This window comes from Actinomadura sp. RB99, from assembly GCF_014706005.1.
Classification (GTDB): domain Bacteria; phylum Actinomycetota; class Actinomycetes; order Streptosporangiales; family Streptosporangiaceae; genus Spirillospora.
On sequence record NZ_JABMCA010000006.1, the window covers coordinates 13,137 to 35,973 of the forward strand.

Annotated in this window: 19 protein-coding genes; 12 read left to right on the forward strand and 7 right to left on the reverse strand. The window is 73.6% G+C overall.

Translation table 11 applies throughout. The features are described 5' to 3' along the window. Window positions 1-144 precede the first annotated feature (144 nt). Window positions 145-1,512 (forward strand): hypothetical protein, encoded by a 1,368-nt coding sequence (locus amrb99_RS07730; RefSeq protein ID WP_206699861.1) that lies wholly within the window; start codon window positions 145-147, stop codon window positions 1,510-1,512. Between the two features lie 42 nt (window positions 1,513-1,554). Here amrb99_RS07730 and amrb99_RS07735 read toward each other — a convergent pair whose 3' ends face one another. From amrb99_RS07735 to amrb99_RS07745, 3 genes are all read right to left on the reverse strand, one after another. Further along, window positions 1,555-2,784, reverse strand: coding sequence for an acyl-CoA dehydrogenase family protein (locus tag amrb99_RS07735; RefSeq protein ID WP_190854024.1), 1,230 nt, complete (start codon window positions 2,782-2,784; stop codon window positions 1,555-1,557). 121 nt (window positions 2,785-2,905) lie between these two features. Then, window positions 2,906-3,889 (reverse strand): glucosyl-3-phosphoglycerate synthase, encoded by a 984-nt coding sequence (locus amrb99_RS07740; RefSeq protein ID WP_190854026.1) that lies wholly within the window; start codon window positions 3,887-3,889, stop codon window positions 2,906-2,908. A 136-nt stretch (window positions 3,890-4,025) separates the two neighbouring features. Continuing rightward, window positions 4,026-5,462 (reverse strand): helix-turn-helix domain-containing protein, encoded by a 1,437-nt coding sequence (locus amrb99_RS07745; protein ID WP_190854029.1) that lies wholly within the window; start codon window positions 5,460-5,462, stop codon window positions 4,026-4,028. 150 nt (window positions 5,463-5,612) lie between these two features. Here amrb99_RS07745 and aceA point away from each other — a divergent pair, with 150 nt between their 5' ends. The 5 genes from aceA to amrb99_RS07770 all read left to right on the forward strand — a co-directional run bounded on the left by aceA (window position 5,613) and on the right by amrb99_RS07770 (window position 11,432). Next, window positions 5,613-6,896, forward strand: coding sequence for an isocitrate lyase (aceA, locus tag amrb99_RS07750; protein ID WP_190854032.1), 1,284 nt, complete (start codon window positions 5,613-5,615; stop codon window positions 6,894-6,896). 290 nt (window positions 6,897-7,186) lie between these two features. Beyond that, entirely contained in the window at window positions 7,187-8,695 is a 1,509-nt protein-coding gene (locus tag amrb99_RS07755; protein ID WP_190854035.1) for a M1 family metallopeptidase, read from the forward strand. 112 nt (window positions 8,696-8,807) lie between these two features. After that, on the forward strand, window positions 8,808-9,596 hold the full coding sequence (locus amrb99_RS07760) for an ABC-2 family transporter protein (protein ID WP_190854042.1): 789 nt from the start codon (window positions 8,808-8,810) through the stop codon (window positions 9,594-9,596). A gap of 22 nt (window positions 9,597-9,618) precedes the next feature. Further along, the gene (locus amrb99_RS07765; protein ID WP_190854430.1) at window positions 9,619-10,404 is read left to right on the forward strand and encodes an ABC-2 family transporter protein; all 786 of its coding nucleotides are present in this window, start codon (window positions 9,619-9,621) and stop codon (window positions 10,402-10,404) included. A 5-nt stretch (window positions 10,405-10,409) separates the two neighbouring features. Then, on the forward strand, window positions 10,410-11,432 hold the full coding sequence (locus amrb99_RS07770; RefSeq protein ID WP_190854043.1) for an ATP-binding cassette domain-containing protein: 1,023 nt from the start codon (window positions 10,410-10,412) through the stop codon (window positions 11,430-11,432). Here amrb99_RS07770 and amrb99_RS07775 read toward each other — a convergent pair. Continuing rightward, the gene (locus amrb99_RS07775) at window positions 11,381-12,136 is read right to left on the reverse strand and encodes a response regulator (protein WP_347256582.1); all 756 of its coding nucleotides are present in this window, start codon (window positions 12,134-12,136) and stop codon (window positions 11,381-11,383) included. The two genes, amrb99_RS07770 and amrb99_RS07775, sit on opposite strands and share 52 nt — an antisense overlap. Continuing rightward, window positions 12,133-13,752, reverse strand: a complete 1,620-nt coding sequence (locus tag amrb99_RS07780; RefSeq protein ID WP_190854044.1) for a sensor histidine kinase — start codon at window positions 13,750-13,752, stop codon at window positions 12,133-12,135. Before amrb99_RS07780 ends, amrb99_RS07775 begins: the two co-directional genes overlap by 4 nt. A 158-nt stretch (window positions 13,753-13,910) precedes the next feature. Between amrb99_RS07780 and amrb99_RS07785 the strand changes: the two genes are divergently transcribed. Genes amrb99_RS07785 through amrb99_RS07795 form a run of 3 tightly spaced genes read left to right on the forward strand, consistent with a single transcriptional unit; the run spans window position 13,911 to window position 16,788 of the window. Further along, window positions 13,911-14,768, forward strand: a complete 858-nt coding sequence (locus amrb99_RS07785; protein WP_190854045.1) for an ABC transporter ATP-binding protein — start codon at window positions 13,911-13,913, stop codon at window positions 14,766-14,768. Next, window positions 14,758-15,693 carry an ABC transporter permease gene (locus amrb99_RS07790; RefSeq protein WP_241755360.1) on the forward strand — a complete coding sequence of 312 codons (936 nt, stop codon included), beginning with the start codon at window positions 14,758-14,760 and terminating at the stop codon, window positions 15,691-15,693. Before amrb99_RS07785 ends, amrb99_RS07790 begins: the two co-directional genes overlap by 11 nt. Window positions 15,694-15,735: 42 nt before the next feature. Then, the gene (locus tag amrb99_RS07795; RefSeq protein WP_190854051.1) at window positions 15,736-16,788 is read left to right on the forward strand and encodes an ABC transporter substrate-binding protein; all 1,053 of its coding nucleotides are present in this window, start codon (window positions 15,736-15,738) and stop codon (window positions 16,786-16,788) included. Between the two features lie 112 nt (window positions 16,789-16,900). On the opposite strand, the gene amrb99_RS07800 is transcribed toward amrb99_RS07795, so the two are convergent. Further along, on the reverse strand, window positions 16,901-17,374 hold the full coding sequence (locus tag amrb99_RS07800) for a hypothetical protein (protein ID WP_190854054.1): 474 nt from the start codon (window positions 17,372-17,374) through the stop codon (window positions 16,901-16,903). Window positions 17,375-17,661: 287 nt separating this feature from the next. Here amrb99_RS07800 and amrb99_RS07805 point away from each other — a divergent pair, with 287 nt between their 5' ends. The 3 genes from amrb99_RS07805 (at window position 17,662) to amrb99_RS07815 (ending at window position 21,248) form a co-directional block, all read left to right on the forward strand. After that, the gene (locus amrb99_RS07805; RefSeq protein WP_190854057.1) at window positions 17,662-19,863 is read left to right on the forward strand and encodes a DUF6077 domain-containing protein; all 2,202 of its coding nucleotides are present in this window, start codon (window positions 17,662-17,664) and stop codon (window positions 19,861-19,863) included. Between the two features lie 86 nt (window positions 19,864-19,949). Further along, a complete protein-coding gene (locus tag amrb99_RS07810; protein WP_206699862.1) occupies window positions 19,950-20,672 on the forward strand; it encodes a hypothetical protein in 723 nt (240 codons plus the stop codon). Window positions 20,673-20,678: 6 nt separating this feature from the next. After that, the gene (locus amrb99_RS07815; RefSeq protein WP_190854059.1) at window positions 20,679-21,248 is read left to right on the forward strand and encodes a hypothetical protein; all 570 of its coding nucleotides are present in this window, start codon (window positions 20,679-20,681) and stop codon (window positions 21,246-21,248) included. An 85-nt stretch (window positions 21,249-21,333) separates the two neighbouring features. Here the strand turns inward: amrb99_RS07815 and amrb99_RS07820 are convergent, their stop codons facing one another. Beyond that, window positions 21,334-22,764, reverse strand: coding sequence for an alpha/beta fold hydrolase (locus amrb99_RS07820; RefSeq protein WP_190854067.1), 1,431 nt, complete (start codon window positions 22,762-22,764; stop codon window positions 21,334-21,336). Between the last annotated feature and the right edge of the window lie 73 nt (window positions 22,765-22,837).

Consider the following 22,837-nt stretch of genomic DNA (forward strand, 5'->3'; position numbering starts at 1 on the left):
GCGGGCATACACCGAACGGTATCCGCGGGTGTTACCCGGTGACAACACCGCCTGGCCTGGGGGTTGTCCGCCGCCTCGCGCCCTTCCCGGCGGGCGGCCGCAGCGGCTACCGTGATCGGTGGCCGGCGTGAGGAGGTCGCGGGGGTGCGGACGCTCTACTCGGTGCGGCTGGAGGGCGTGGCGACGAACCCCGCCGCCCCGGTCGAGTACCTGCTGCTGATCCTGGAACGCGCGGAACCGCGCATGCGGCACGCCCTGCTGCGCCGCGCGGACGTACCGGACGCGGTGTACGAGGCCGCCGTCCGGCATCCGGACCCGCACGCCCGGCGGCTGGTCGCCGTGTCGGGCCACGCGCCGGCGGAGATCCGCGCGCTGCTCGCCGACGATCCCGACCCGGACGTGCGCCGGTCGCTCGCCGCGATCCCCGAGTACCGGCAGCCCCGCAAGCCCCTGCCCGCGGACGTCGTCCTGCGGCTTGCCGCCGACCCGGACCCGCGCGTCCGCGACGCCGTCCTCGACCGCGACCTCCCCGACGGCGTCCGCGCGGCGCTCGCGGCGGATCCGGACGCCCGGGTCCGGCGCGGCGTCCTGCGCACCTGGCCGGAGCCGCCGGAGGAGATCGTCGACGCGGCGCTGGGCGACCCCGATCCGGAGGTCCGGCGCGCGGCCGTCGCGCTCGCCGCCCGGCGCCGTCCCGACGTGGCCGCGCCGCTGCTCGCCGCCGGGGACCCCGACGTCGTGGCGCGCGTCCCGCTGGATCCGGGGCAGGCGGCCGCGCTGTGCCGGGACGGGCGGAGCGCCGTCCGGAAGGCCGTCGCGGCGAACCTGAGCCTGCCGCCCGACCTCGTCGCCGAGCTGGCGGGCGACCCCGAGCACGAGGTGCGGCTCGCGGTGTCGCTGCGCCCCGAGCTGACCGAGGAGCAGCGCGCGGCGATCGACTACCGCGTGGGGCCCGAGGATCATCTCCGCCCTCCGGGATGGTTCTGGGACCGGCTGGACGACCTCGACCTGATGCGGCGGTACGCCACCTCCGCGCACACCGGGCTGCGCCGGTTCGCGGCGTACAGCCCGCACCTGCCGCCCGACCTGGTCGCGCGGCTGGCGGGCGACGAGGACTTCGTCGTCCGGCTGCTGCTGTCGGAGAAGCATCCCGATCCGCCCGGTGAGCTGCTGCTGTCGGTCGCGCTGGAGTCGCCGTTCATCACCCGGCTGGACCGCACCGGGCATCCGAACTTCCCGTGCGCGGGCCTCGCCCGCCTCGCGGAGTCGGACGACCCGGTCGCGCGGACGCTGGCGCTGCGCGACCCGGAGCTGCCGGCGCCGGCCGTCGAGCGGCTCAGCCGGGACGAGGAGCCGGGCGTGCGCGCCGCGGCGGCGCGCGACGCCCGGCTGCCGGAGGCCCGGCTGCTGGAGCTGCTCGACGACCCGGACGCGGCCGGGAGCGCGGCGCGCAATCCCGGCCTGCCCGTGCCGGCGATGAAGCGGATCCTGTACGACGCCGCGATCCTGTAGCGGCGCCGCGATCCCGCGACCGCGCCGCCGGCGAGGGGTCCGCTAGCGGACCGGCAGGCCGGTGACGGTGCGGCCGATGACCAGGCGCTGGATCTCGCTGGTGCCCTCGAAGATCGTGAAGATCTTGGAGTCGCGGTGCATCCGCTCCACCGGGTACTCGCGGGTGTAGCCGTTGCCGCCGAGGATCTGGATCGCCTCCTCGGTGACGTACACCGACATCTCGCTGGCGATGAGCTTGGCCATCGAGCCCTCGGCGTTCTCGAAGTCCTTGCCGTTGCGCGCCATCCAGGCGGCCCGCCACACCATCAGGCGGGCGGCGTCCAGGCGGGTCTTCATGTCGGCCAGCTTGAAGGCGATGGCCTGGAAGTCGCCGATCTTCTTGCCGAACTGCTCGCGCTCCCGCGCGTACTGCAGCGCGTAGTCGTAGGCGGCCCGGCCGACGCCGAGGGCCATCGCGCCGACGGACGGCCGGGTGGTCTCGAACGTCTTCAGCGCGGCCTGGCCCTTGGAACTCTTGCCCTCGCGGGTCCGGGCGATGCGCTCGTCGAACTTCTCCTTGCCGCCGACGATGTGGTGGCTCGGGACGCGCACGTCGTCGAGGACGACCTCGGCGGTGTGGGAGGCGCGGATGCCGTGCTTCTTGAACTTCTGCCCCTGCCGGAGACCGGGGGTGTTCGGCGGGACGATGAAGCTGGCCTGGCCGCGGCTGCCGAGCTCGGGGTACACCGAGGCGACGACGACGTGGACGTCGGCGATGCCGCCGTTGGTCGCCCAGGTCTTGGTGCCGTTCAGCACCCACTCGTCCTTGGCCTCGTCGAAGACGGCGCGGGTCCGGATGGAGCCCACGTCGCTGCCCGCGTCGGGCTCGGAGGCGCAGAACGCGCCGAGCTTGACGTCGTCGGTGGTGCCGAACATCTGCGGCACCCACTCGGTGACCTGCTCGGGGGTGCCGACGGCGGCCACGGACGCGGCGGCGAGGCCGGTGCCGACGATCGACAGCGCGATGCCGGCGTCGCCCCAGAACAGCTCCTCGAACGCCACCGGGATGCCGAGGCCGGTCGGCTCCAGCCACTGGGTGGCGAAGAAGTCCAGCGAGTAGATCCCGACCTTGGACGCCTCCTGGATGAGCGGCCAGGGGGTCTCCTCCCGCTCGTCCCACTCCTCGGCGGCCGGGCGGATGACGTCCTTGGCGAACTCGTGCACCCAGTCCCTGACCTCGCGCACGTCCTCGCTGAGCTCCAGCGAGAACGGCGTGGACTCCGCGCTCGTCATGATTATTGACCCTTTCTCCAATATCGCCTGTTACCAACGGTAGCAGCATTGCGTGCTACCGCGGGTAACAGGTGGCCGGAGTCACAGCCGGGAAAGGGGCGCGGAGGCGGGGGGCGGCGGGTCAGCCGCGGCCGGGAGAGAAGGAGCGCGCGGCGGCGTAGCCGGGCACCTCGATCATCGGCGGGCGCTCCCCCACGGCGACGTCGCTGGTCCGGGCGTCGTGCCCGGCGGCGGACCGGCGGAACTGGGTCAGCGCGGTCGCGGGCGCGCCCAGCGGGATCATCCGGCCGTGCCGCTCCAGCCGCGACCAGGCGGTCAGCATGATCTGGCCGGACATCGCACCGAGCGCCTCGGTGGACTGGTGCGCGTGCACCCGGCGGCCGAGGTCGACCTGCGCGATCGCGTCCAGCCCGGCGTCCTGGTAGACGTCCAGCAGCAGGCCGAGCTCCACGCCGTAGCCGGTCACGAACGGCAGCCGCTCCAGCAGCGCGCGGCGGCCCGCGTACTCGCCGCCGAGCGGCTGCATCACCCCGGCCAGCAGCGGCCAGTGCATGTTGATCAGCGGGCGGGCGACCAGCTCGGTGACCCGTCCGCCACCGCCCTCGACGCGCCGCTCCCCCTCCATCAGCGGGCGGTCGTAGCAGCCCTTCACGTAGCCGACGGACGGGTCGGTCAGCAGCGGGCCGAGCAGCCCGGTGACGTAGGACGAGGTGAAGCCGCGCAGGTCGGCGTCCACGAACACGATCAGGTCGCCGGTGGTGGCGGCGAGCGACTTCCACAGCGCCTCACCCTTGCCGGACATCCGGCCCTCCCCGGGCAGCACCTCGTCCTGCGCGACGACCTCCGCGCCCGCCGCGGCGGCCACGGCGGCGGTCCGGTCGGTGGAGCGGGAGTCCACCACGACGATCTCGTCGACCAGCGGGACCCGCTCCATCAGGTCGGTGCGGACGGCGGCGACGATCGCGCCGACGGTCGCCTCCTCGTCGCGCGCGGGCAGCACGACGCTGATCCCGGTGCCGTCCTTGGCGTCCAGCAGGACGTGCGCCGGCCAGTCCTCGGCCGTGCTCGTACGGCGCCGCAACCATGAAGCGACCTCTGGCAGCACGCGCTCCCCCTCCCGTGCGGACGGTCCCGTGACCGGCCCTCACCTTGAGTGAACACCGGATACGTCCAGATCATTCACCGTCCGCGCGGCGAACGGGCAGCCGACCCGAAGAGTTGACACCGGCGCAACACACCCGTCATTCGGCGGCGTGCTTGTCCAGGAACTCGTAGACGTCGGCGTCGTCCACGCCGGGGAAGGCTCCGGGCGGCAGCACCGACAGCACGTGCGAGTGCGCGCGGGCCGACGGCCAGGCCATGCCCTCCCACCGTTCGGCCAGCTCCTTGGGCGGGCGCTGGCAGCAGTCCCCGTCCGGGCACGCCGACTTGACCCGGCGGGTGGTCTCCCGGCCGCGGAACCAGCGCGAGTCCTCGAACCGGACGCCGAGCGTGATCGCGAAGTCGCGCTCGTGGCTCGGGTCGATGTGCGACAGGCACCAGTAGGTCCCGTGGGGGGTGTCGGTGTACTGGTAGTAGACGGAGAAGCGGTCCTCCGCGCCGAACACGTGCCGGCCGGCCCACTCGCGGCACATCCGCTGGCCCTCGATCGCGCCGTCCTCGTCCTGCGGGAACGCCAGGCCGTCGTTGGCGTACGCCTTGTAGATCGTGCCGTTCTCGTCGTTCTTGGTGAAGTGCAACTGCAGCCCGAGATGGTGGGTGGCGACGTTGGTGAAGCGGTGCGCGGCCATCTCGTAGGACACCGAGAACACGTCGGCGAGGTCCTCCACCGACAGCTCGCGCGCGGCCTTGGCCTCCTGCAGGAACGGCACGACGCTGCGCTCGGGCATCAGGATCGCGGCGCCGAAGTAGTTGGCCTCGACGCGCTGGCGCAGGAAGTCGGCGAAGTCGCGGGGCTGGTCGTGGTCGAGCGCGATGTGCCCGAGCGTCTGCAGCAGGATCGTCCGGGGCGTGTGCATGCCGAGCTGCTCGCGCTCCAGGTAGATCCGCCGGTTGCGCAGGTCGGTGACGGACCGGACGGAGCGCGGCAGGTCCTGGACGTACTGCAGGCTGAAGCCGAAGTGGCCGACCAGGGTCATCAGCATGCCCTGGGAGACCGCGCCGCCCCGGTAGCCGACGGCGTCGAGGGTCTGCGCCGCGACCCTCTCGATGTCGGGGAAGTGGTTGCCGCGCTCGTGCATCTGGCGGCGCAGCTCGGCGTTGGCCTTGCGCGCCTCCTCGGGGCTGGCGGTCGGCTTGGTGCGGCTGCGCTTCAGCTCCCCGTAAAGGGCGAGGATGTGCTCGATCACCTCGTTCGGCATCCGCTTGCCGACCTTGAGGTGCGACAGCCCGAGGGTGCGGTACAGCGGGTCGCGCTGCGCCTCCTCCAGCTGGATCTCCAGCTGCGCGCGGCGGCTCGGCGGCTGGCGGCGCAGCAGCTCCTCCACCGGGCACTCCAGCGCGGCGGCGAGGGACTGCAGCAGCGACAGCTTGGGCTCGCGCCGGCCGTTCTCCAGCAGCGAGAGCTGGGACGGGGCGCGCCCGACGCGCTCGCCGAGGTCCGACAGCGTCATGCCGCGGCTGCGCCGCAGGTGGCGGAGCCGCTGCCCGAAGGTGACGAGGTCTACATCGCTCGTCAAGTTGAGGGGTTCTTCTGGCCGCAAGGTCGTCACGGCTTCATCGTAGCGGAAATTTCGCAGTTCTTCTGTTACTCACGAGTTCATTAAGGGGTTGAAGTCCGGGCATAGTCATGTCCAAGCACCCAGGGGACGACACGGAAGGGCAAGACGATGAGCGACAGTCGCCTCAAGGGCGCAGCCGAGGAGCTGCAGCGGCAGTGGGAGACCGACGAGCGCTGGAAGGGCATCGAGCGGACCTACTCCGCCGAGGACGTCGTCCGCATCCGCGGCTCGGTCCAGGAGGAGCACACCCTCGCGCGCCTCGGCGCCGAGCGGCTCTGGAAGCTCCTGCACGAGGAGGACTACGTCCACTCCCTCGGCGCGCTCACCGGGCTCCAGGCCGTCCAGCAGGTGAAGGCCGGCCTCAAGGCCATCTACCTGTCCGGCTGGCAGGTCGCGGCGGACGCCAACCTGGCGGGCCAGACCTACCCGGACCAGAGCATCTACCCGGCGAACTCGGTCCCGGCCGTCGTGCGCCGCATCAACAACGCGCTGCTGCGCGCCGACCAGGTCCAGTGGGCCGAGGGTGAGGGCGACACGCACTTCCTCGCCCCGATCGTGGCCGACGCCGAGGCCGGCTTCGGCGGCGTGCTGAACGCCTTCGAGCTGATGAAGGGCATGATCGCCGCGGGCGCCGCGGGCGTGCACTGGGAGGACCAGCTGGCCTCCGAGAAGAAGTGCGGCCACCTCGGCGGCAAGGTCCTCATCCCGACCTCGCAGCACATCAAGACCCTCAACACCGCCCGCCTCGCGGCGGACATCTCCAACGTGCCGTCCCTGATCATCGCGCGGACCGACGCCGAGGCCGCGACCCTGATCACGACGGACGTGGACGAGCGCGACCGCGAGTTCATCACCGGCGAGCGCACCGCCGAGGGCTTCTACCGCGTCCGCAACGGCATCGAGCCCTGCATCGCCCGCGCCAAGGCCTACGCGCCGTACTCCGACCTCATCTGGATGGAGACCGGCACCCCGGACCTGGAGCAGGCGCGCAAGTTCGCCGAGGCGGTCAAGGCCGAGTACCCGGACCAGATGCTGGCCTACAACTGCTCGCCGTCCTTCAACTGGAAGGCGCACCTGGACGACGCGACCATCGCCAAGTTCCAGCGCGAGCTCGGCCACATGGGCTTCAAGTTCCAGTTCATCACGCTGGCCGGCTTCCACGCCCTCAACTACGGCATGTTCGACCTGGCGCACGGCTACGCCCGCGAGGGCATGACGGCCTACGTCGAGCTGCAGGAGCGCGAGTTCGCGGCGGCCGAGAAGGGCTTCACCGCGGTCAAGCACCAGCGCGAGGCCGGCACCGGCTACTTCGACATGGTGAGCACCGCGATCGCGCCGGACTCGTCCACCACGGCGCTGAAGGGCTCCACCGAGGAGGGCCAGTTCCACTGAGCCGGTCCCGACCAGTGAGCTGATCCAGACCTGTCGCCCCAGGTCTGATCCCCAGCAGAAGGCCCCCGCGTCCCTACACCCGCGGGGGCCTTCTGATGTCCGCACGAGGTCCGGGGCCAGCGCCGGAACGAGGCCGGGACCGGGCCGGGACCGGGCCGGGGCCGGGCCGGGGCGGAGGGCCGCCGGCGCCCGGACCAAGATCGGCCAAATGGGGAGGAAGTCTCGACATGTGGCGCTATTGAGGGCATCGTAAGCACGCTTGTGATCACTCAAGGGAGAGGATCCTTCCGATGGCGCAGCGCCACCCCCGCCTCCATCCGTTCCGGGCGACCCCCGGGCGCACGCTCCCGATCGCCGTCGCCGCCCTCTGCGTGGTCGCGCTCGCCCCCTCGGCGTCCGCCGCGCAGCACCGCTACACGCCCGGCGCCGAGGGCGTCGGCGACGCCTACTTCCCGCTCGAGGGCAACGGCGGCTACGACGCGCAGAACTACTCCCTGGACCTCACCTACGACCCCGACTACGACCAGCTCGACGGCGTCGTCACCATGACGGCGCGCGCGACCCAGGACCTGTCGAGCTTCGACCTGGACCTGTCCGGCATGGACGTCCAGCGCGTCAAGGTCGACCGGCACAAGGCCGACTTCAAGCGGCGCGGCCAGGAACTCGTCATCACACCGCACAAGGGCCTGCGCAAGGGCAGGACGTTCACCACCGTCATCACCTACGGCGGCGTCCCCCAGACGATCGTGGGCTCCCCGATCGTGTTCGGCTCCCCCTACGGGTTCCTGCACACCCCGGACGGCGCGTTCGTCGGCGACGAGCCCAACGGCGCGTCCACCTGGTTCCCGGTCAACGACCACCCGAGCGACAAGGCCACCTACGACTTCGAGGTCACGGTGCCGAAGGGGCTGACCGTGGTCGCCAACGGGCTGCCCGACGGGCAGCACAGCGGGAACGCGGCGTTCAGCCGCCGCTCCGCCGCGACCGCCGCCAGCACGTACAAGTGGCGCGAGCGGTACCCGATGGCCAGCTACCTCGCGACCATCGACATCGGCAAGTGGGACGTCAAGCAGGGCGAGTCGCCCGGCGGCGTCGGCAACTACACCGCCGTGGACCCGGTGCTGCTCCAGAACCAGCCGGACGCGGTGAACTTCTTCTTCGACACCACGAGCGAGGCCACCGACCTGTGGTCGTCGCTGTTCGGCAAGTACGCGTTCGAGACGACCGGCGCCATCGCCGACGACGCCCGCTACAACGGCGACCCCCTCGGCTTCTCCCTGGAGACGCAGAGCAAGCCGGTCTACTCCGCCGTCCGCAGCACCTCCACGATCGCGCACGAGCTGGCGCACCAATGGTTCGGCGACGCGGTGTCCCCGGAGCGCTGGAAGGACGTGTGGCTGAACGAGAGCTTCGCGACCTTCGCCGAGTGGTACTGGGGCGAGAAGCACGGCGGCGCGACCGTCCACGACCGGGCCCGCACCACCTACAACTCGCGCCCCTTCCCGGACCCGGCGGGCCGTCCCTTCTGGTCGGTCGTGACCGCCGACCCGCAGCGCGACACCATGTTCAACCAGCGGGTCTACAGCGGCGGCGGGATGGCGCTGGAGTTCCTCCGCGAGAAGATCGGCGACGACAAGTTCTTCACGGTGCTGCGCACCTGGTACGCCCAGCACAAGTACGGCAACGGCACCACCGAGCAGTTCACCGCCCTGGCCCAGAAGGTCTCCGGCCAGGACCTGACGCAGTTCTTCAAGGACTGGCTGTACTCCCCGATCAAGCCGGACCTCCCGCAGGGCTGACGGCCCGAAGCCCTCGCCGACCCGCGGCGAGCATCACCCGGGTCAACGGCCCGGCGGCCACTGTGCGAAATTACGTGGTCGCCGGGCCGTGCCTTGTCTAGGCTCTCGGCGAGTGGGCGTCCTTCCGTGGGTGTGGTGGTACGGCTTCCGGCGCCACACCGCCTACCCGCTCGGCTCCCTCGCCGAGTCGCTGACCAACACCGCCTTCGGCTTCATCCGCGCCTACGTGCTGCTCGCGCTCTGGCACGCGCGTCCCGCGCTCGGCGGCTACGCCGCGGCCGACGCCGTCACCTTCTGCTTCATCACCCAGGCGCTGATCGGCCCCGTGCAGATCTTCGGCGGGATGGACCTCACCGAGCGGATCCGCAACGGCGACATCGCGATCGACCTGCACCGGCCGGTCGGGCTGCTGGGCTGGTGGCTGGCCGAGGACCTCGGCCGCGCCGCCGGGTCGCTGGTGCTGCGCGCCGGGCCGCCGCTGGTCGCGGGCGCGCTGGCGTTCCCCTTCCGCGCGCCGGGCCCGGCGGGCCTGGCGGCGTTCGCGGCGGCGGTGCTGCTGGGCGCGCTGGTCGGCTTCGCGATCCGCTACCTGGTGGCGCTCGGGATGTTCTGGCTGCACGACGACCGGGGCCTGAACGCGGTCGCGCTGGTGATGTCGCTGTTCTTCTCCGGGATGATCCTGCCGCTGGTGGTCTTCCCCGGCCGGCTCGGGGACGTCGCGCGGGCGCTGCCGTGGTCGGCGCAGATCCAGGTGCCGGCGGACGTGTTCCTCGGCCGCCGCTCCGGCGCCGGCCTGCTCGGCGCGCTCGCGTTCCAGGCCGGGTGGGCCGCCGCGCTGCTCGCCGCCGGATGGCTGCTGACCCGCGCCGCACGGCGGAGGCTGGTGATCCACGGTGGCTGACGGCGGCGCGCGGCCGGTGCGGATGTACGGGCTGCTGGCGTGGACGTGGCTGCGGGCGGCGGGCCGGTTCCCGGTGTCCATGGTGCTGCTGTCGCTGGCGACCGCGGTCGTCGGCGGGCTCGACGCGGTGGCCGTCCTGGTGCTGTTCTCCCGCGCGCCCCGCATCGCCGGCTTCACCGCGGCGGAGGTGCTGTTCCTGTACGGGACGAGCGCGCTCTCGTTCGCGATCTCCGATGTTTTGCTCGGCACGACCGAGCAGCTCGGCGAGCGCGTCCGGCTGGGCACCCTGGACGCGGTGCTGGTGCGGCCGGTCAGCCCGCTGGTCCAGATCGCGACCGAGCAGTTCTCGCCCCGCCGGCTCGGCAAGCTCGTCCCGGCGGTCGCCGTCCTGGCGCTCGTGCTGCCGCGGCTGGACGTGCCGTGGACGCCGGGCCGGGCCGCCGCGCTCCCGCTGATGGTCGCGTCCGGGACAGCGATCTTCGCGGGGCTGTGGGTGCTGACGGCGGCCGTGCAGTTCGTCATGGTCGACAGCCACGGCGCCACGAAGTCGCTCACCTACGGCGGCGCGTACTTGACGCAGTACCCGATGACGATGTTCGGCCGCGACTTCGTGCGCGGGGTGACCTTCGTCGTACCGCTCGCGTTCGTCAACTGGCAGCCCGCGCTGTACATCCTGGACCGGCCGGACCCGCTAGGGCTGCCGGCGGCGGCGCGGTTCGCCTCGCCCGCCGTCGCGGCGGTGCTGTGCGGGGCGGCGGCGCTGGCGTGGCGGGCGGGGATCCGGCACTACCGATCGACGGGGAGCTGAGGCCGATGCGGGAGGCGGGGACCGGTGCGGGGTCCGGGGCCGAGCCGGTGATCCGGGCGGCGGACGTCGTCAAGTCGTTCACGGTCCGCGGGCGCGCGGGCGGCCGGCGGCGCGCCCGGGCGGCCCTGCGCGCCGTCGACGGGGTGTCGTTCACGGTCGCGCCCGGCGAGTTCGTCGGCTACCTCGGGCCGAACGGCGCCGGCAAGTCGACGACCATCAAGATGCTCACCGGGATCCTGACCGCCTCGTCCGGCACGCTGCGGGTGTGCGGCCTGGACCCCTCGCGCCGCCGGACGGCCCTCGCCCGCCGGATCGGCGTCGTCTTCGGGCAGCGCACGACCCTCTGGTGGGACCTGCCGCTGCGCGACAGCCTCGCCCTCGTCCGGCGGCTGTACCGGGTGGACGCGGCGGCGCACCGGGAGCGGCTGGCGGAGCTGACCGCGCTGCTGGAGCTGGAACCGTTCCTGCACACGCCGGTCCGGCAGCTCAGCCTCGGCCAGCGGATGCGCGGCGACCTCGCCGCCGCGCTGCTGCACGACCCGGAGCTGCTGGTGCTCGACGAGCCGACGATCGGGCTGGACGTGGTGAGCAAGACGACCGTCCGGGACTTCCTGGAGCGGACCAACGCCGAGCGCGGCACCACGATCCTGCTGACCACGCACGACCTCGGCGACATCGAGCGGCTCTGCCGGCGCGTGCTGATCATCGACCGCGGCCGGCTCGCCTACGACGGCGGGCTGGACGAGTTGCGCCGCACCGTCGACGCCGACCGGACCCTGGTGGTCGAGCTGGCCGAGCCGGCGCCGCCGATCGTGCTCGGGGAGATCCGGGCCGAGCGGGTCGAGGGGGCGCGGCAGTGGCTGCGGGTCCCGCGCGAGGAGAACGCCGCGGCGCTGGTGGCGGCGCTCGCGCAGCGCCACGAGGTCCGCGACATCTCGCTGCGCGAGGCCGGCATCGAGGACGTCCTCGCCGGGCTCTACCGCGGCGACCACGCGTACTGGTGCTCGGGGCGGCCCGTCGCGCCGTAGCGCAGCGTCACCACGACCCGGCCGGCCTCGGCGAGCCCGGCGAGGTAGCGCTGCGCGGTGGCGCGGGAGATCCCGACCAGGTCGGCGACCTCGGCCGCCGAGCGCGGCTCGTCCGCCGCCCGCAGCGCCTCGGCGATCAGCCGGGCCGTCACCGGCGACTGCCCCTTCGGCGCGGCGGGCTGGGCGTGCAGCGGCGCGTACAGGGTGCGCAGCGCGTCGTCGAGCGCCGCCTGCGACAGCTCGCCGCCGGACAGCGCCGCCCGGTAGCGCGCGTACGCGGTGAGCCGTTCGCCGAGCGCGGCGGCGGTGAACGGCTTGATCAGGTAGTGCAGCGCGCCGCCCGCGAGCGCCTCGCGGACGACGCCGGGGTCCGCCGCCGCGGTCGCCATGATCACGTCCGCGGACAGCTCGGGCAGCAGCGCTAGGCCCGGCTCGTCCGGGAGGTAGACGTCCAGCAGGACCAGGTCGGGCGCCAGCTCGGCGGCCATCGAGCGGGCCTCGGCGGCGGTGTGCGCGAGGCCCGTGACGGCGAAGCCGGGCAGGCCCGCCACGAATCCGGCGTGCACCTGCGCCACCCGGAAGTCGTCGTCCACCACCAGCACGCCGATCAGCGCGCCGCCTCCCCGTTCCACCGCCGCGCCGCCGGCCCGGCTCTCCGCGCCGGTCCCGCGCCCGGTCGCCCGACCGTCTCCGTGCCCGCTCACCGGACCGCCTCCGCGCCGAGGACGCCGGGCAGCCGGGCCACCGCGACCGCGCCCGTCCCGTCCCCGCCGGGGTCGACGAACGCGACGTCGCCGTCGCGGGCGCGGGCGGTGCGGCGGGCGAGCCCCAGCCCGAGGCCGCGCGAGCGGCCGCCGGCCGCGTCCCGGGTGGACACCCCGTCGTCGAAGACGGCCTCGCGCAGCCCCTCCGGCAGCCCGTCGCCGGAGTCGGCGACGGTGACGTGCAGGTCGCGGCCGTCGCCGAGCAGCTCGACCTCGACCCGGGCGGGCCGCCGCCGGCCCAGCCGGGCCGCCTCGACGGCGTTGTCGACGAGGTTGCCGACGACCGTCGTCACGTCCAGCGGCTCGGCGACCCGGCCCGGCACGTAGCTCGTGGAGCCGATGTCCAGCCGGACGCCCTTCTCCGCGGCGACGGCCGACTTGGCGGCCAGGAACGCCCGCAGGTAGGGGTCAGTGAGCGGGTCGGGCAGCTCCTCCGCGGCGGGCAGCCGGCCCACCTCGTCGTCCATCAGCGCGCCGAGGTAGCCGGCGGCCTCCTCGGCGTGCCCGAGCTGGAGCAGCCCGGACAGCGTGTGCAGCCGGTTGGCGTACTCGTGCCGCTGCGCGCGCAGCGCGTCGAACAGCGTGCTGACCGAGTCCAGCTCGCGGGCGAGGGTCTCCAGGTCGGTGCGGTCGCGCAGGGTGACCACGGCGCCGAGGTCGCGGCCGTCCCGGCGGACCTCCCGCCGGTTCACCACCAGCACTCGCTCGCCGGCGGTGACGAACAGGTTGGCCGCCTCGCGGGCGCCGGTCAGCACGTCCCGCAGCGCGCCCTCCGCCGCGAGCCCGGCGGCGGCCGCGCCGCGCTCGGGGGCGACGCCGAGGAGCCGGGACGCCTCGTCGTTGCAGACCGCGATCCGGCCCGCGGTGTCGACCGCGACCACGCCCTCCCCGACGCCGTGCAGGACGGCCTCCCGCTCCTGCACCAGCTCGGCCAGCTCGTAGGGCTCCAGGCCGAGCGTCTGGCGCTTCAGCCGGCGGCCGATCGCGGCGGAGGCCAGCACGCCGAGCAGCACGGCGCCGGCGATGAACAGCGTGAGGTCGCGCAGCAGGTGGTCGAGCTCCCGGTCGATCGCGCCGGCGTCGAACCCGACGCTGACCTCGCCGAGGACGCCGCCCTGCGGCCCGTACAGCGGGACCTTGCCGCGCGCCGACAGGCCGAGCGTGCCGCGCTCGATGTTGACGACCTCGTGCCCGGCGAGCGCCTCCGACGGGTCGGTGCTGACCCGCCGGCCGACCTCGCCCAGCGTCGGATGCGAGTACCGGATGCCGCGCCGGTCGGTCACCACCACGAACAGCGCGCCGGTGCGGATCCGGACGCGCTCGGCGCGCTCCTGCACGACGTGGCCGGGGTCGCCCGCCGCGACCGCGGCGTCGATCTGCGGGTCGACGGCGACGGCGCGCGCGACGGTGAGGGCCCGCTGCCCGTACTGGTCGCGCAGCTCGCCGTCCAGCATCCAGGCGACCAGCCCGTAGCCGAGGCAGGCGACGACGACGACCACGCCCACCTGCAGGATCAGCACCTGCCGGGCGAAGGGGATGCGGGGCCGGACGGACATGACCCGCACCGTACGTCACGCCGGGCCCCGCCGCCCAGACCCCGGCGAGCAAAAAGAGCAGAAGTGTGGAATACGCGCTCAACGTGGGGATTCGCGGCTTGCGAGCACATCGCGGGCAAGGGTTCCGGTGACGCGGGCCACATCCCTACGGTTCCGCCATGCCCAAGCGAGCAACCACCCCCGAGAACGCGGACGACGGCCGCGTGAGCACGGGCGATCCCGTCATCGAGCTGCGCGGCGCGACCAAGCGCTTCCGCTCGTCCGGCGGCGGCGTGCACACCGCGGTCCGCGACCTGAACATGACCGTCCGGGCCGGCGAGTTCGTCGCCGTGGTCGGACCGACCGGCTGCGGGAAGTCCACCACCCTGTCCCTGGTGTCCGGCCTGGAGCCGGCGTCGGAGGGCAGCGCCCTCGTGCACGGCAGGCCCGTCGAGGGCATCCCCGACGGCGTCGGCTACATGTTCCAGAACGACGCGGTGCTGCCGTGGCGGACCGTCCTGGACAACGTCGCGACCGGCCCCCGCTACCGGGGGGCGGGCAAGCGCGCGGCGCGCGAGCGCGCCCGCGACTGGGTCGCCCGGGTCGGCCTCGCCGGCTTCGAGGGCTACTACCCGCACCAGCTGTCCGGCGGCATGCGCAAGCGCGTCGCGCTCGCCCAGACCCTGGTGAACGAGCCGTCGGTGCTGCTGATGGACGAGCCGTTCTCGGCCCTGGACGTGCAGACCCGCGGGCTCATGCAGGACGAGCTGCTGCGGCTGTGGTCGGGCTCGGGCGCGGCGGTCGTGTTCGTCACCCACGACCTGGAGGAGGCGCTCGTCCTCGCCGACCGGGTCGTGGTGATGACGGCCGGCCCGGCGACGATCAAGGGCGTGTTCACGGTGCCGCTGGAGCGGCCCCGGGACGCCGAGGAGGTCCGGCTCACCTCCGGGTTCCTGGACATCTACCGGGAGGTCTGGGACTCGCTGCGCGAAGAGGTCCAGATCACCAGGGAAAGGGGCACCGGCAATGCCGCGTGAGTCGGAGACCGTGCAGGCCGCCGAGAAGGCGCGGGCCGGACAGGACGTACTGAGCGCGGGAGCGGCGGCCCCGGCCGGGCCGCCCGGCGGGGCGGACGAGTCCGCCGCGATCGCGCGGATGCGCTCGGCCGGGCTGCGCCGCCGGCTCGGCGTCAACGGCGTCCGCGTCCTGCTGGTCGCGGCGTGGCTGGGCTCGTGGGAGCTGGCCGCCCGCAACTGGATCGACCCGTTCTACTACTCGATGCCGTCGAAGATCTGGAGCCGGCTGGCCGGCTGGTTCACCGACGGGACCTCGCAGGGCTCGATCTGGGAGCAGATCTCCTACACCCTGCAGGAGGCGGTGGCGGGCTTCGTGCTCGGCGCCGCGGGCGGCGTGGTGCTCGGCATCGTGCTCGGCCGCAGCCGCTACCTGTCCGACGTGTGCGCGCCGTTCATCAAGGCCGTCAACGCGATCCCGCGGATCATCCTGGCCTCGCTCTTCGTGATCTGGTTCGGGCTCGGCATGGAGTCCAAGATCGCGACCGCGTTCGTGCTGGTGTTCTTCGCGGTGTTCTTCAACGCCTTCCAGGGCGCCCGCGAGGTCGACCGGAACCTGGTGAACAACGCCCGGATCCTCGGCGCCGGCCGGATGCAGGTGCTGTGGACGATCGTGGTGCCGAGCGCCACCTCGTGGATCCTCGCCTCGCTGCACTCGGCGTTCGGGTTCGCGATCATCGGCGCGATCGTCGGTGAGTACAGCGGCGCCGACAAGGGCCTCGGCCTGCTCATCAACCACTCCCAGGGCACCTTCGACTCGGCCGGCATCTACGCCGGAATGATCATCATCACGGTGCTGGCGCTGCTCGCCGAGTGGCTGCTCACCGCGGTCGAGGGCCGGCTGCTGCGCTGGCGCCCGCCGGCCGCCGGGGCCGACCCGCAGATCTGACCGGCCCCGTCCCACCCCCTTCGCACGACCAGGAGAACCACCATGCGCACCACCCCGATCCGCGTCACCGCCGCCGCGGTCGCCGCCCTCACCGCCCTGTCCGTCTCGGCCTGCCGCGACTCGCGCGGCGGCGGGGACGGCGGCGGCAAGGACGGCGGCACCGTCAAGATCATGGTCGGCGGCATCGACAAGGTCATCTACCTGCCGGCCAAGCTGACCGAGCAGCTCGGCTACTTCAAGGAGCAGGGCCTCGACGTCCAGCTGCTCACCGAGCCGGCCGGCGCGCAGGCCGAGAACGTGCTGATCTCCGGCGACGTGCAGGGCGTCGTCGGGTTCTACGACCACACCATCGACCTGCAGACCAAGGGCAAGTGCGTGCAGAGCGTCGTGCAGATGGCCGACGTGCCCGGCGAGGCGGAGATGGTCGCCGCGAAGAAGGCGTCCGCGCTGGCGTCGCCCGCCGCGTTCAAGGGCAAGAAGCTGGGTGTGACCAGCCCCGGCTCGTCCACCGACTTCATCACCCGGGCGCTCGCGGTCCGCAACGGCGTGAAGACCTCCGACTACACCACGGTGAAGGCGGGCGCCGGCCCGACGTTCATCTCGACGCTCGACAACGGCGGCATCGACGCCGGCATGACCACCGACCCGACCATCGCCAAGCTCGTCAGCACCGGCAAGGCGAAGGTCATGGTGGAGATGCGGACCGAGGACGGCACCCGCAAGGCGCTCGGCGGGCTGTACCCGTCCAGCTCCCTGTACATGGACTGCTCCTACGTGAAGTCGCACGGCGAGACGGTGCAGAAGCTCGCCAACGCGTTCGTCAAGACGCTCGGCTGGATCAAGCAGCACAAGCCGGCGGAGATCGCGGCGAAGATGCCGGCCGACTACGCGGGCGGCGACCCGGCGCTGTACGAGAAGGCCATCACCGACTCGATCAGCATGTTCAACGGCGACGGCGTCATGCCCGACGAGGGCGCGAAGAACGTGCTGGAGGTGCTGGCCCAGTTCTCGCCCAACGTGCAGGGCAAGAAGGACCAGGTGGACCTGTCGAAGACCTACACGACCCAGTTCGTCACCAAGGCGAAGCAGTCCTGACGGACGGCGCCCGCGGGGCGCGGTGAAGGCGGGCCGGACCTCCTGGAGGTCCGGCCCGCTCGCGTTGCGGGGACTCTCCGGGTCCGGGGGCGGACGGCGCGGGCGGCGGCCGTCAGCGGCGCGCGGCGGAGTAGACGTCCACGTCGGCGGCCTCGTCCTCGTGGCGGCCCGAGCCCCAGCGGCGCGGCGCCCAGGACGGCACCAGCAGCGCGAAGCCCATCATCGCGTACATCCCGGAGCCGAGCAGCGTCCGCAGCCCGTCGTCCATGTCGCCCGACGGCGGCACCTTGGAGGGCAGGTCCAGGACGCGGCCGGGGTCGATGAGGAAGGCGACCGAGAAGCCGAGCAGCGCCAGCGCGGGCACGAGCGAGACGAGCGGCGACGCCCAGCGCGCCACGATGATCACGCCGGTCACCAGGCCCACCGCCGCCAGCAGCGCGAAGGCCCCGTAGATGCGGGTGCGGTCGGTGATCTCCTGGCCGGTCCCGTCGAAGGACTGCCCGCCCTGCACGTAGCCCCAGGCGGCGCCGTACGCGAGCGCGGGGGTCAGCAGGACGCCGAGGACGAAGCCGAACGCGTGGCGCACCGCGCATCACATCCCATCGAACGCGCGTCCTTTGGTACCGGTCCATCAGAACACGCGCGGCATGCACAGCGCAGTAAATCCGGACTTATTGCCCCTCGCGGTGCGATGACCGGCAGAGCATCCAGCCGATCTTCAGCGAACCTCCAGGAATCGGCCGGGGACGGCCAACCGCCCAGGAAGGCGGGACGTCCTACCGAACAAGATCGATCCTGCGGCGCCGCGAACGCGTTCCGCCCGCGCGGCGAAGAAAGAGGCAAGGACAGCACACCATCGCTTTCGGGGGAAGCATGATCAGATTGAGGCTGCCCGCCGCCGGCGGCCCCGGCGGCGCGGCGCCCGGTACGGGCCGCGCCGGGCGCACGGGACGGGCCGTGGACGCGGCGCTGGACACGGCGGTGGACGCGGCCGTCCTGCTCTTCGCGGTGTGGACGGTCGTCTACCACCTCGGCCTCCTGCTGCGGCCGCCGACCTGGGCGCTGCTCGCCTGCTGGCTCGGCGCGTCCGCGGCGGGCGCCGCCGCGTGGGCGCTGCGCAGGCGGCGGGACGGTCGGGGGGACGGACCGCTGTGGCCGGAGCCCGCCGTGACGCGCTCCCCCGCTTTCCCGCGCGCCCTCGCCCTGGTCGCCGTCCTGGCGGGGATCGTCGCGGGCTTCTGCGCCGGCCTGCAGACGTCCGGCGCCCCGTGGTGGTGCGCCTGGGCGTTCGGGCTGGTCTCCGCCTCCGCGTCCGCCGCCTGCCTGCTGCTCCGCCGCTCCCCCGCCGGCGGCCCGTCCGCCCAGGACGAGCCCTCCGCACACGAGTCCTCCGCACACGAGTCCTCCGCACACGAGTCCTCTTCCCGCGAGAACTCCCCGCACGAGCCCCCCGCGCGCGCACTCGCCGAGCCCGGTGGGCCGGTCGAGGCCGGACCGTCCGCGAGCCGGTGGGGCACGCCGCTCGCGCTCGCCACCGCCGCCGGGTTCTCGGTCGCCTCCCTGTTCATCGTGAACTCCGACGGCGACGACGCCTACTTCGTCTCGCGGTCCGTCGCGACGGCCGCGCTCGGCCGCATCCCGTTCAAGGACACCATCTTCACCTCGGGCGCGACCGGTCCCATCGCGGGCGAGCCGCCGGTCTCGTCGATCGAGGTCCTCGCCGGGAGCCTCGCGCGGGTCGCGGGCGTCCCGGCGGCGTCCTTCGTGTACTACGTGCTGCTGCCGGTGGTGACGTTCATCGCCGTGTGGGCCGCGTGGCGGCTGTCGCGCGCGTGGGCGCCGCGCCGCGCGGCGGCGTGCTTCGCGGTCGCGGCGGTGTACCTGCTGTGGTCCGGGCTCGGTCCCGCGTCGCTCGGCTCGTTCCACCTGCTGCGGATGTGGCAGGGGAAGGCCGTCATGGTGTCGGCGCTCGTCCCGCTGCTGTACGTCCACCTCACGCGCTGGGCGGAGCGGCGGACGCGGCGCGACCTGGCGATGCTCGCCGCCTGCGGGGTCGCCGCGACCGGCCTGACCTCCTCGGCCGCGTTCGTCCTGCCGCTGGCCGTCGGCGCCGCCGCGATCCCGCTGATCGCGTCCGGCCGGGTCCGGACCGGCCTCGCCGCCTGCGCCGCGCTGGCCTACCCGGTCGCCGCGGGCCTGGTGGTGACGCTGCAGGACCACGACACCACCGTCACGGGGTTCGTCGGTGACGCGTCCGACGACTTCCGGTGGGTCCTGCTGCACTCCGCGCCGGGAGTCCTCGCTGGGTGCGCGCTGTGGCTGGCCCCGTGGACGGCGCGGCGCGGCGTCCCCGCGCTCGCCGGCGCGGGAGTGGCCGCGGTGACCACGCTCCTCCTGCTGCCGGGCGTCCTGCACCTCGCGGCGGACGTCACGGGGGCGGGCCAGGTCCTGTGGCGGACGATGTGGATCGTGCCCGCGCCCGTCCTGATCGGGCTGCTCGCGACGGTGCGCCTCCCCCTGCCCGCGGCCGCGCGCTCCGGCGGGACGGGGGTGCTCGGCGCCGTCGCCGCGGCGCTGCCGGCCGCCGCGCTGGCGGTCACCATGATCGTGGGCGGGACGCCCCTCTGGTCGGCGGAGAACGGCTCGCTCGTCGCCTCGCGTCCGTCGTGGAAGCTCCCCGCGGAGCAGGTGGGGACGGCCCGCGCGGTCGTCGACCTGGCCCGCACCGGGGGCGTGGTGGTGATGCCTCAGGGCTACATGCGGGCGGTGCCGCTGCTGACCGCGCGCGTCCACGCCGCCGATCCCAACACCCACTACCTCGGGAACCTGCCGGTTCCGGCGCGGTTCGTCGACGACCGGCGCGTGCTGACCGCGGCGGTGCGCCGGCCGGGCGGATGGAAGCCCGCACTGGCCGACATCGAGGGCGCGCTGCATCGGGTCGGTGTCGTCGTGGCGTGCGCGCATCCGCGCGACCTGCGGGGACTCTCGCTTCTGGAGCAGGCCGGGCTGTCGGGGCGCCGGCGGGTCGGCCAGCTGGTGTGCCTCTTCGCCGGCCATGGGCCCCGCACCCCTTAGGGCAGTTTCGCCTTTAGGTCTGTTTCGACCGCGTCTGTCTGGGCATCGGCGATCCATTCGATCCGACGCACGTTGGAGGACAGACAATGTCGACCGCCGTCATGGTCGTCATCGCAGTGATCATCATCGCCGCCGTCGCCGCGGTCGCGTTCCTCGCTTGGAAGCAGGCGCGGACGCGGCGGCTGCGCAAGCGCTTCGGCCCCGAGTACGACCGGGCCGTCGAGCAGCACGGCGGCCGCGCCGCCGCCGAGCGGGAGCTGCTCGACCGCGAGCGGCGCCACCGGGACCTGGAGCTGCGCGACCTCGACCCCCGGCGCCGCGAGCAGTACCGCGAGCAGTGGGTGGCCGTCCAGGAGCGCTTCGTGGACGCGCCGGAGTCGGCGGTCGAGCAGGCGGACGGCCTGGTCACCGTCGTCATGGGAGAGCGCGGCTACCCCACGAGCGGGTTCGAGGAGAAGGCCGCCCACCTGTCGGTGGAGCACGGCCGCACCCTCGACCACTACCGGCGCGCCCACGCCATCGGCGGCCGCGCCGCCGACGGGAAGGCGTCCACCGAGGATCTGCGGCAGGCCATGGTGCACTACCGCGCCCTGTTCGAGGAGCTGCTCTCGGTCCCCGTCCAGCGCACCGCCCCGGAAGCGCGGAGCACCGCCCCCGACCAGCGGGGCACCGCCCCCGACCAGCAGGGCACCGCTCCTGACGAGCGGCGCGCCGCCCGCGGCGAGGAGGTCCGGGTGCCCGGTCCGCGCGCCGGCGAGCCCGACGACGGGCGCACCGGCCGGGACGACGAGCGGACCACGAGGAGCTGAGCGCCGATGCAGCACAGGCAGCAGGAGCAGGCGGCGCCCCCCGCCGGCGGGAGCACCGAGGACGAGCGGGCCCGCGCCGCCGGGACGGCGGACCCGGGCATGGCCGGTGACGTCCACGTCGCCGGACCGCCGCCCACGGCGGACTCCGTTTCCGCCGAGAACACCGTGTCCGCCGAGGACACCTCGCCCGATCCCGTCCCGGCCGCGGAGCTGGGCGAGGAGGAGGTGGCGACCGGCTTCCCGAGCCCCGGCCCCGGCGGGGCGAAGCCCGGCCTCCACCCGACGCCCGCCGGGCTCGGCGGCGTCCCGGAGCGGCTGTTCGACCCGGCGGACGCCGAGCGGTTCCGGGAGCGCTGGCACGAGGTGCAGGCCGGCTTCATCGACGACCCCGCGGAGTCCGTCCGCGCGGCCGACGCCCTGGCCTCCGACGCGGTCGAGGCGCTGAGCCGCTCGGTCGGGACGCACCGCCGCGCGCTCTCGGAGGAGGTCGGCCGGCACGAGACCCCGGACACCGAGCGGCTCCGCTTGGCGCTGCGCGGGTACCGCGACCTGCTGGAGCGGATCTTCGCCGCCTGACCGGAGGGCGGGGCCTTCCCGCGACGAGAACACCGACCGGCGCCTCGGAGAACGGGGCGCCGGTCGGCTCTTGAGGAATCGGTGGTCAGCCGTTGAGGAACCGGTAAACGGCCTCGCGGCCCTGCGTCCCGCGCTCGCGGTTCTGGATGGAGTGCGAGGCCCCCTTCACCACGACGAGCCGGCCGAGCGGGGCGCGGCGGAGTTCCTCTCGGGCCCACTCCAGCGGCGTCGACAGGTCGCGGTCGCCGTTCAGGAGCAGGATCGGGACGGCGGGGAGCCGGTCCTGCGCGGGCTCGGCGGTGTGGCGGGCCCACGGCCAGTTCCGGCACTCCTGGACGAACCCGTCGCCCACGGCGGTGTCCGCGGTGAACGGCCAGGTGGCGGAGGCGGGCAGGGTCCGGCGGACGCGCTGCAGGGCGGCCTCGCGCCCGGCCTGCGGCGCCTCGGAGGTGCCCCACGGGAAGTGGCCGTCGCCGCAGATGGTGGCGATGTGCAGCCCGGAGCTGTACCCGGTGACCGGGTCGCCGCCCGAGTCCATCATCCGGAGCAGCGCGTCGAGCCGTGCCGGGTCGCCGTGCCGGGCCTGGTGGAGTGCGGTGACGACGTCGCCGGACCCGGCGGGGAGGCCGCCCGGGTCGGGGTCCCGGTAGGTGGGGTCGAGGAACTCGTAGCTGACGAGCATGTCCCAGATCAGGACGTGGTCGGAGCGGTGCCGGGCGAGCCAGGCGAGGTCCTGCGCGGGGTCGAAACCGCAGGCCGGTGCCGTCTCGCAGGCGTCGCGGAGCACGCGCGCCGTCGCGCGCAGGCCGGTGAGGTACAGCATGTCGTCGTTCTGCGGGTCGACGTGCGGCAGCACCGAGTCGAGGACGACCTTGCCCACGTTGTGCGGGTGCGCGACGGCGTAGCTGGCGGCGGTCATGGTGCCGTAGGAGACGCCGTCCAGGACCATCGTGCGGGCGCCGAGCGCGCGGCGCAGCAGGTCGAGGTCGCCCACGGTCTGCTCGGTCGTGTAGTAGCTGCGCCGGTCGCCGAGGACGGAGGCGCATTCGCGGACGGCGCCGGGGCTGGGCGGCTCGATGTCGCTGCTGCCGACCTCCGCCTGGAGCTTCGGGCAGTCGATGGCGCCGTACTCGCCGGTGCCGCGCTGGTCGATGGTGACGAAGCGGTAGTTCTTCGCCAGTTCCGGGAGCCTCTGCTCGGCCATGCGGGAGATGAACGGCACGCCGGGCTGCCCCGGCCCGCCGGTCAGGAACAGCAGGACTCCCTTGGGCGCGGCCACGTTGTCCCCGGTGGCCACCTGGAGCTTGAGCGTTCCCCTGGCGGGATCCCGGTGGTCGAGCGGGACGGTCAGCGTCGAGCAGGTGTACCCCGGCTGGCCCGCGCACGGATGGGGATCCTCCAGCCCGGGCGCTCGGGCGGAGGTGGTCGCGTGCGCGGTGGCGGCGGCCGCCGGCGCCCCGCCGGACGCGGCGAGGGCGAGGCTCAGGGCGAACACCGCGGTGAGACGTGATCGCATGAGCCGATCATCCGCCGCGGGCGGCGCCCGTCAAGAGGGCGCTCGTCAAGAGGGCGGTCCACGGTGAATACTG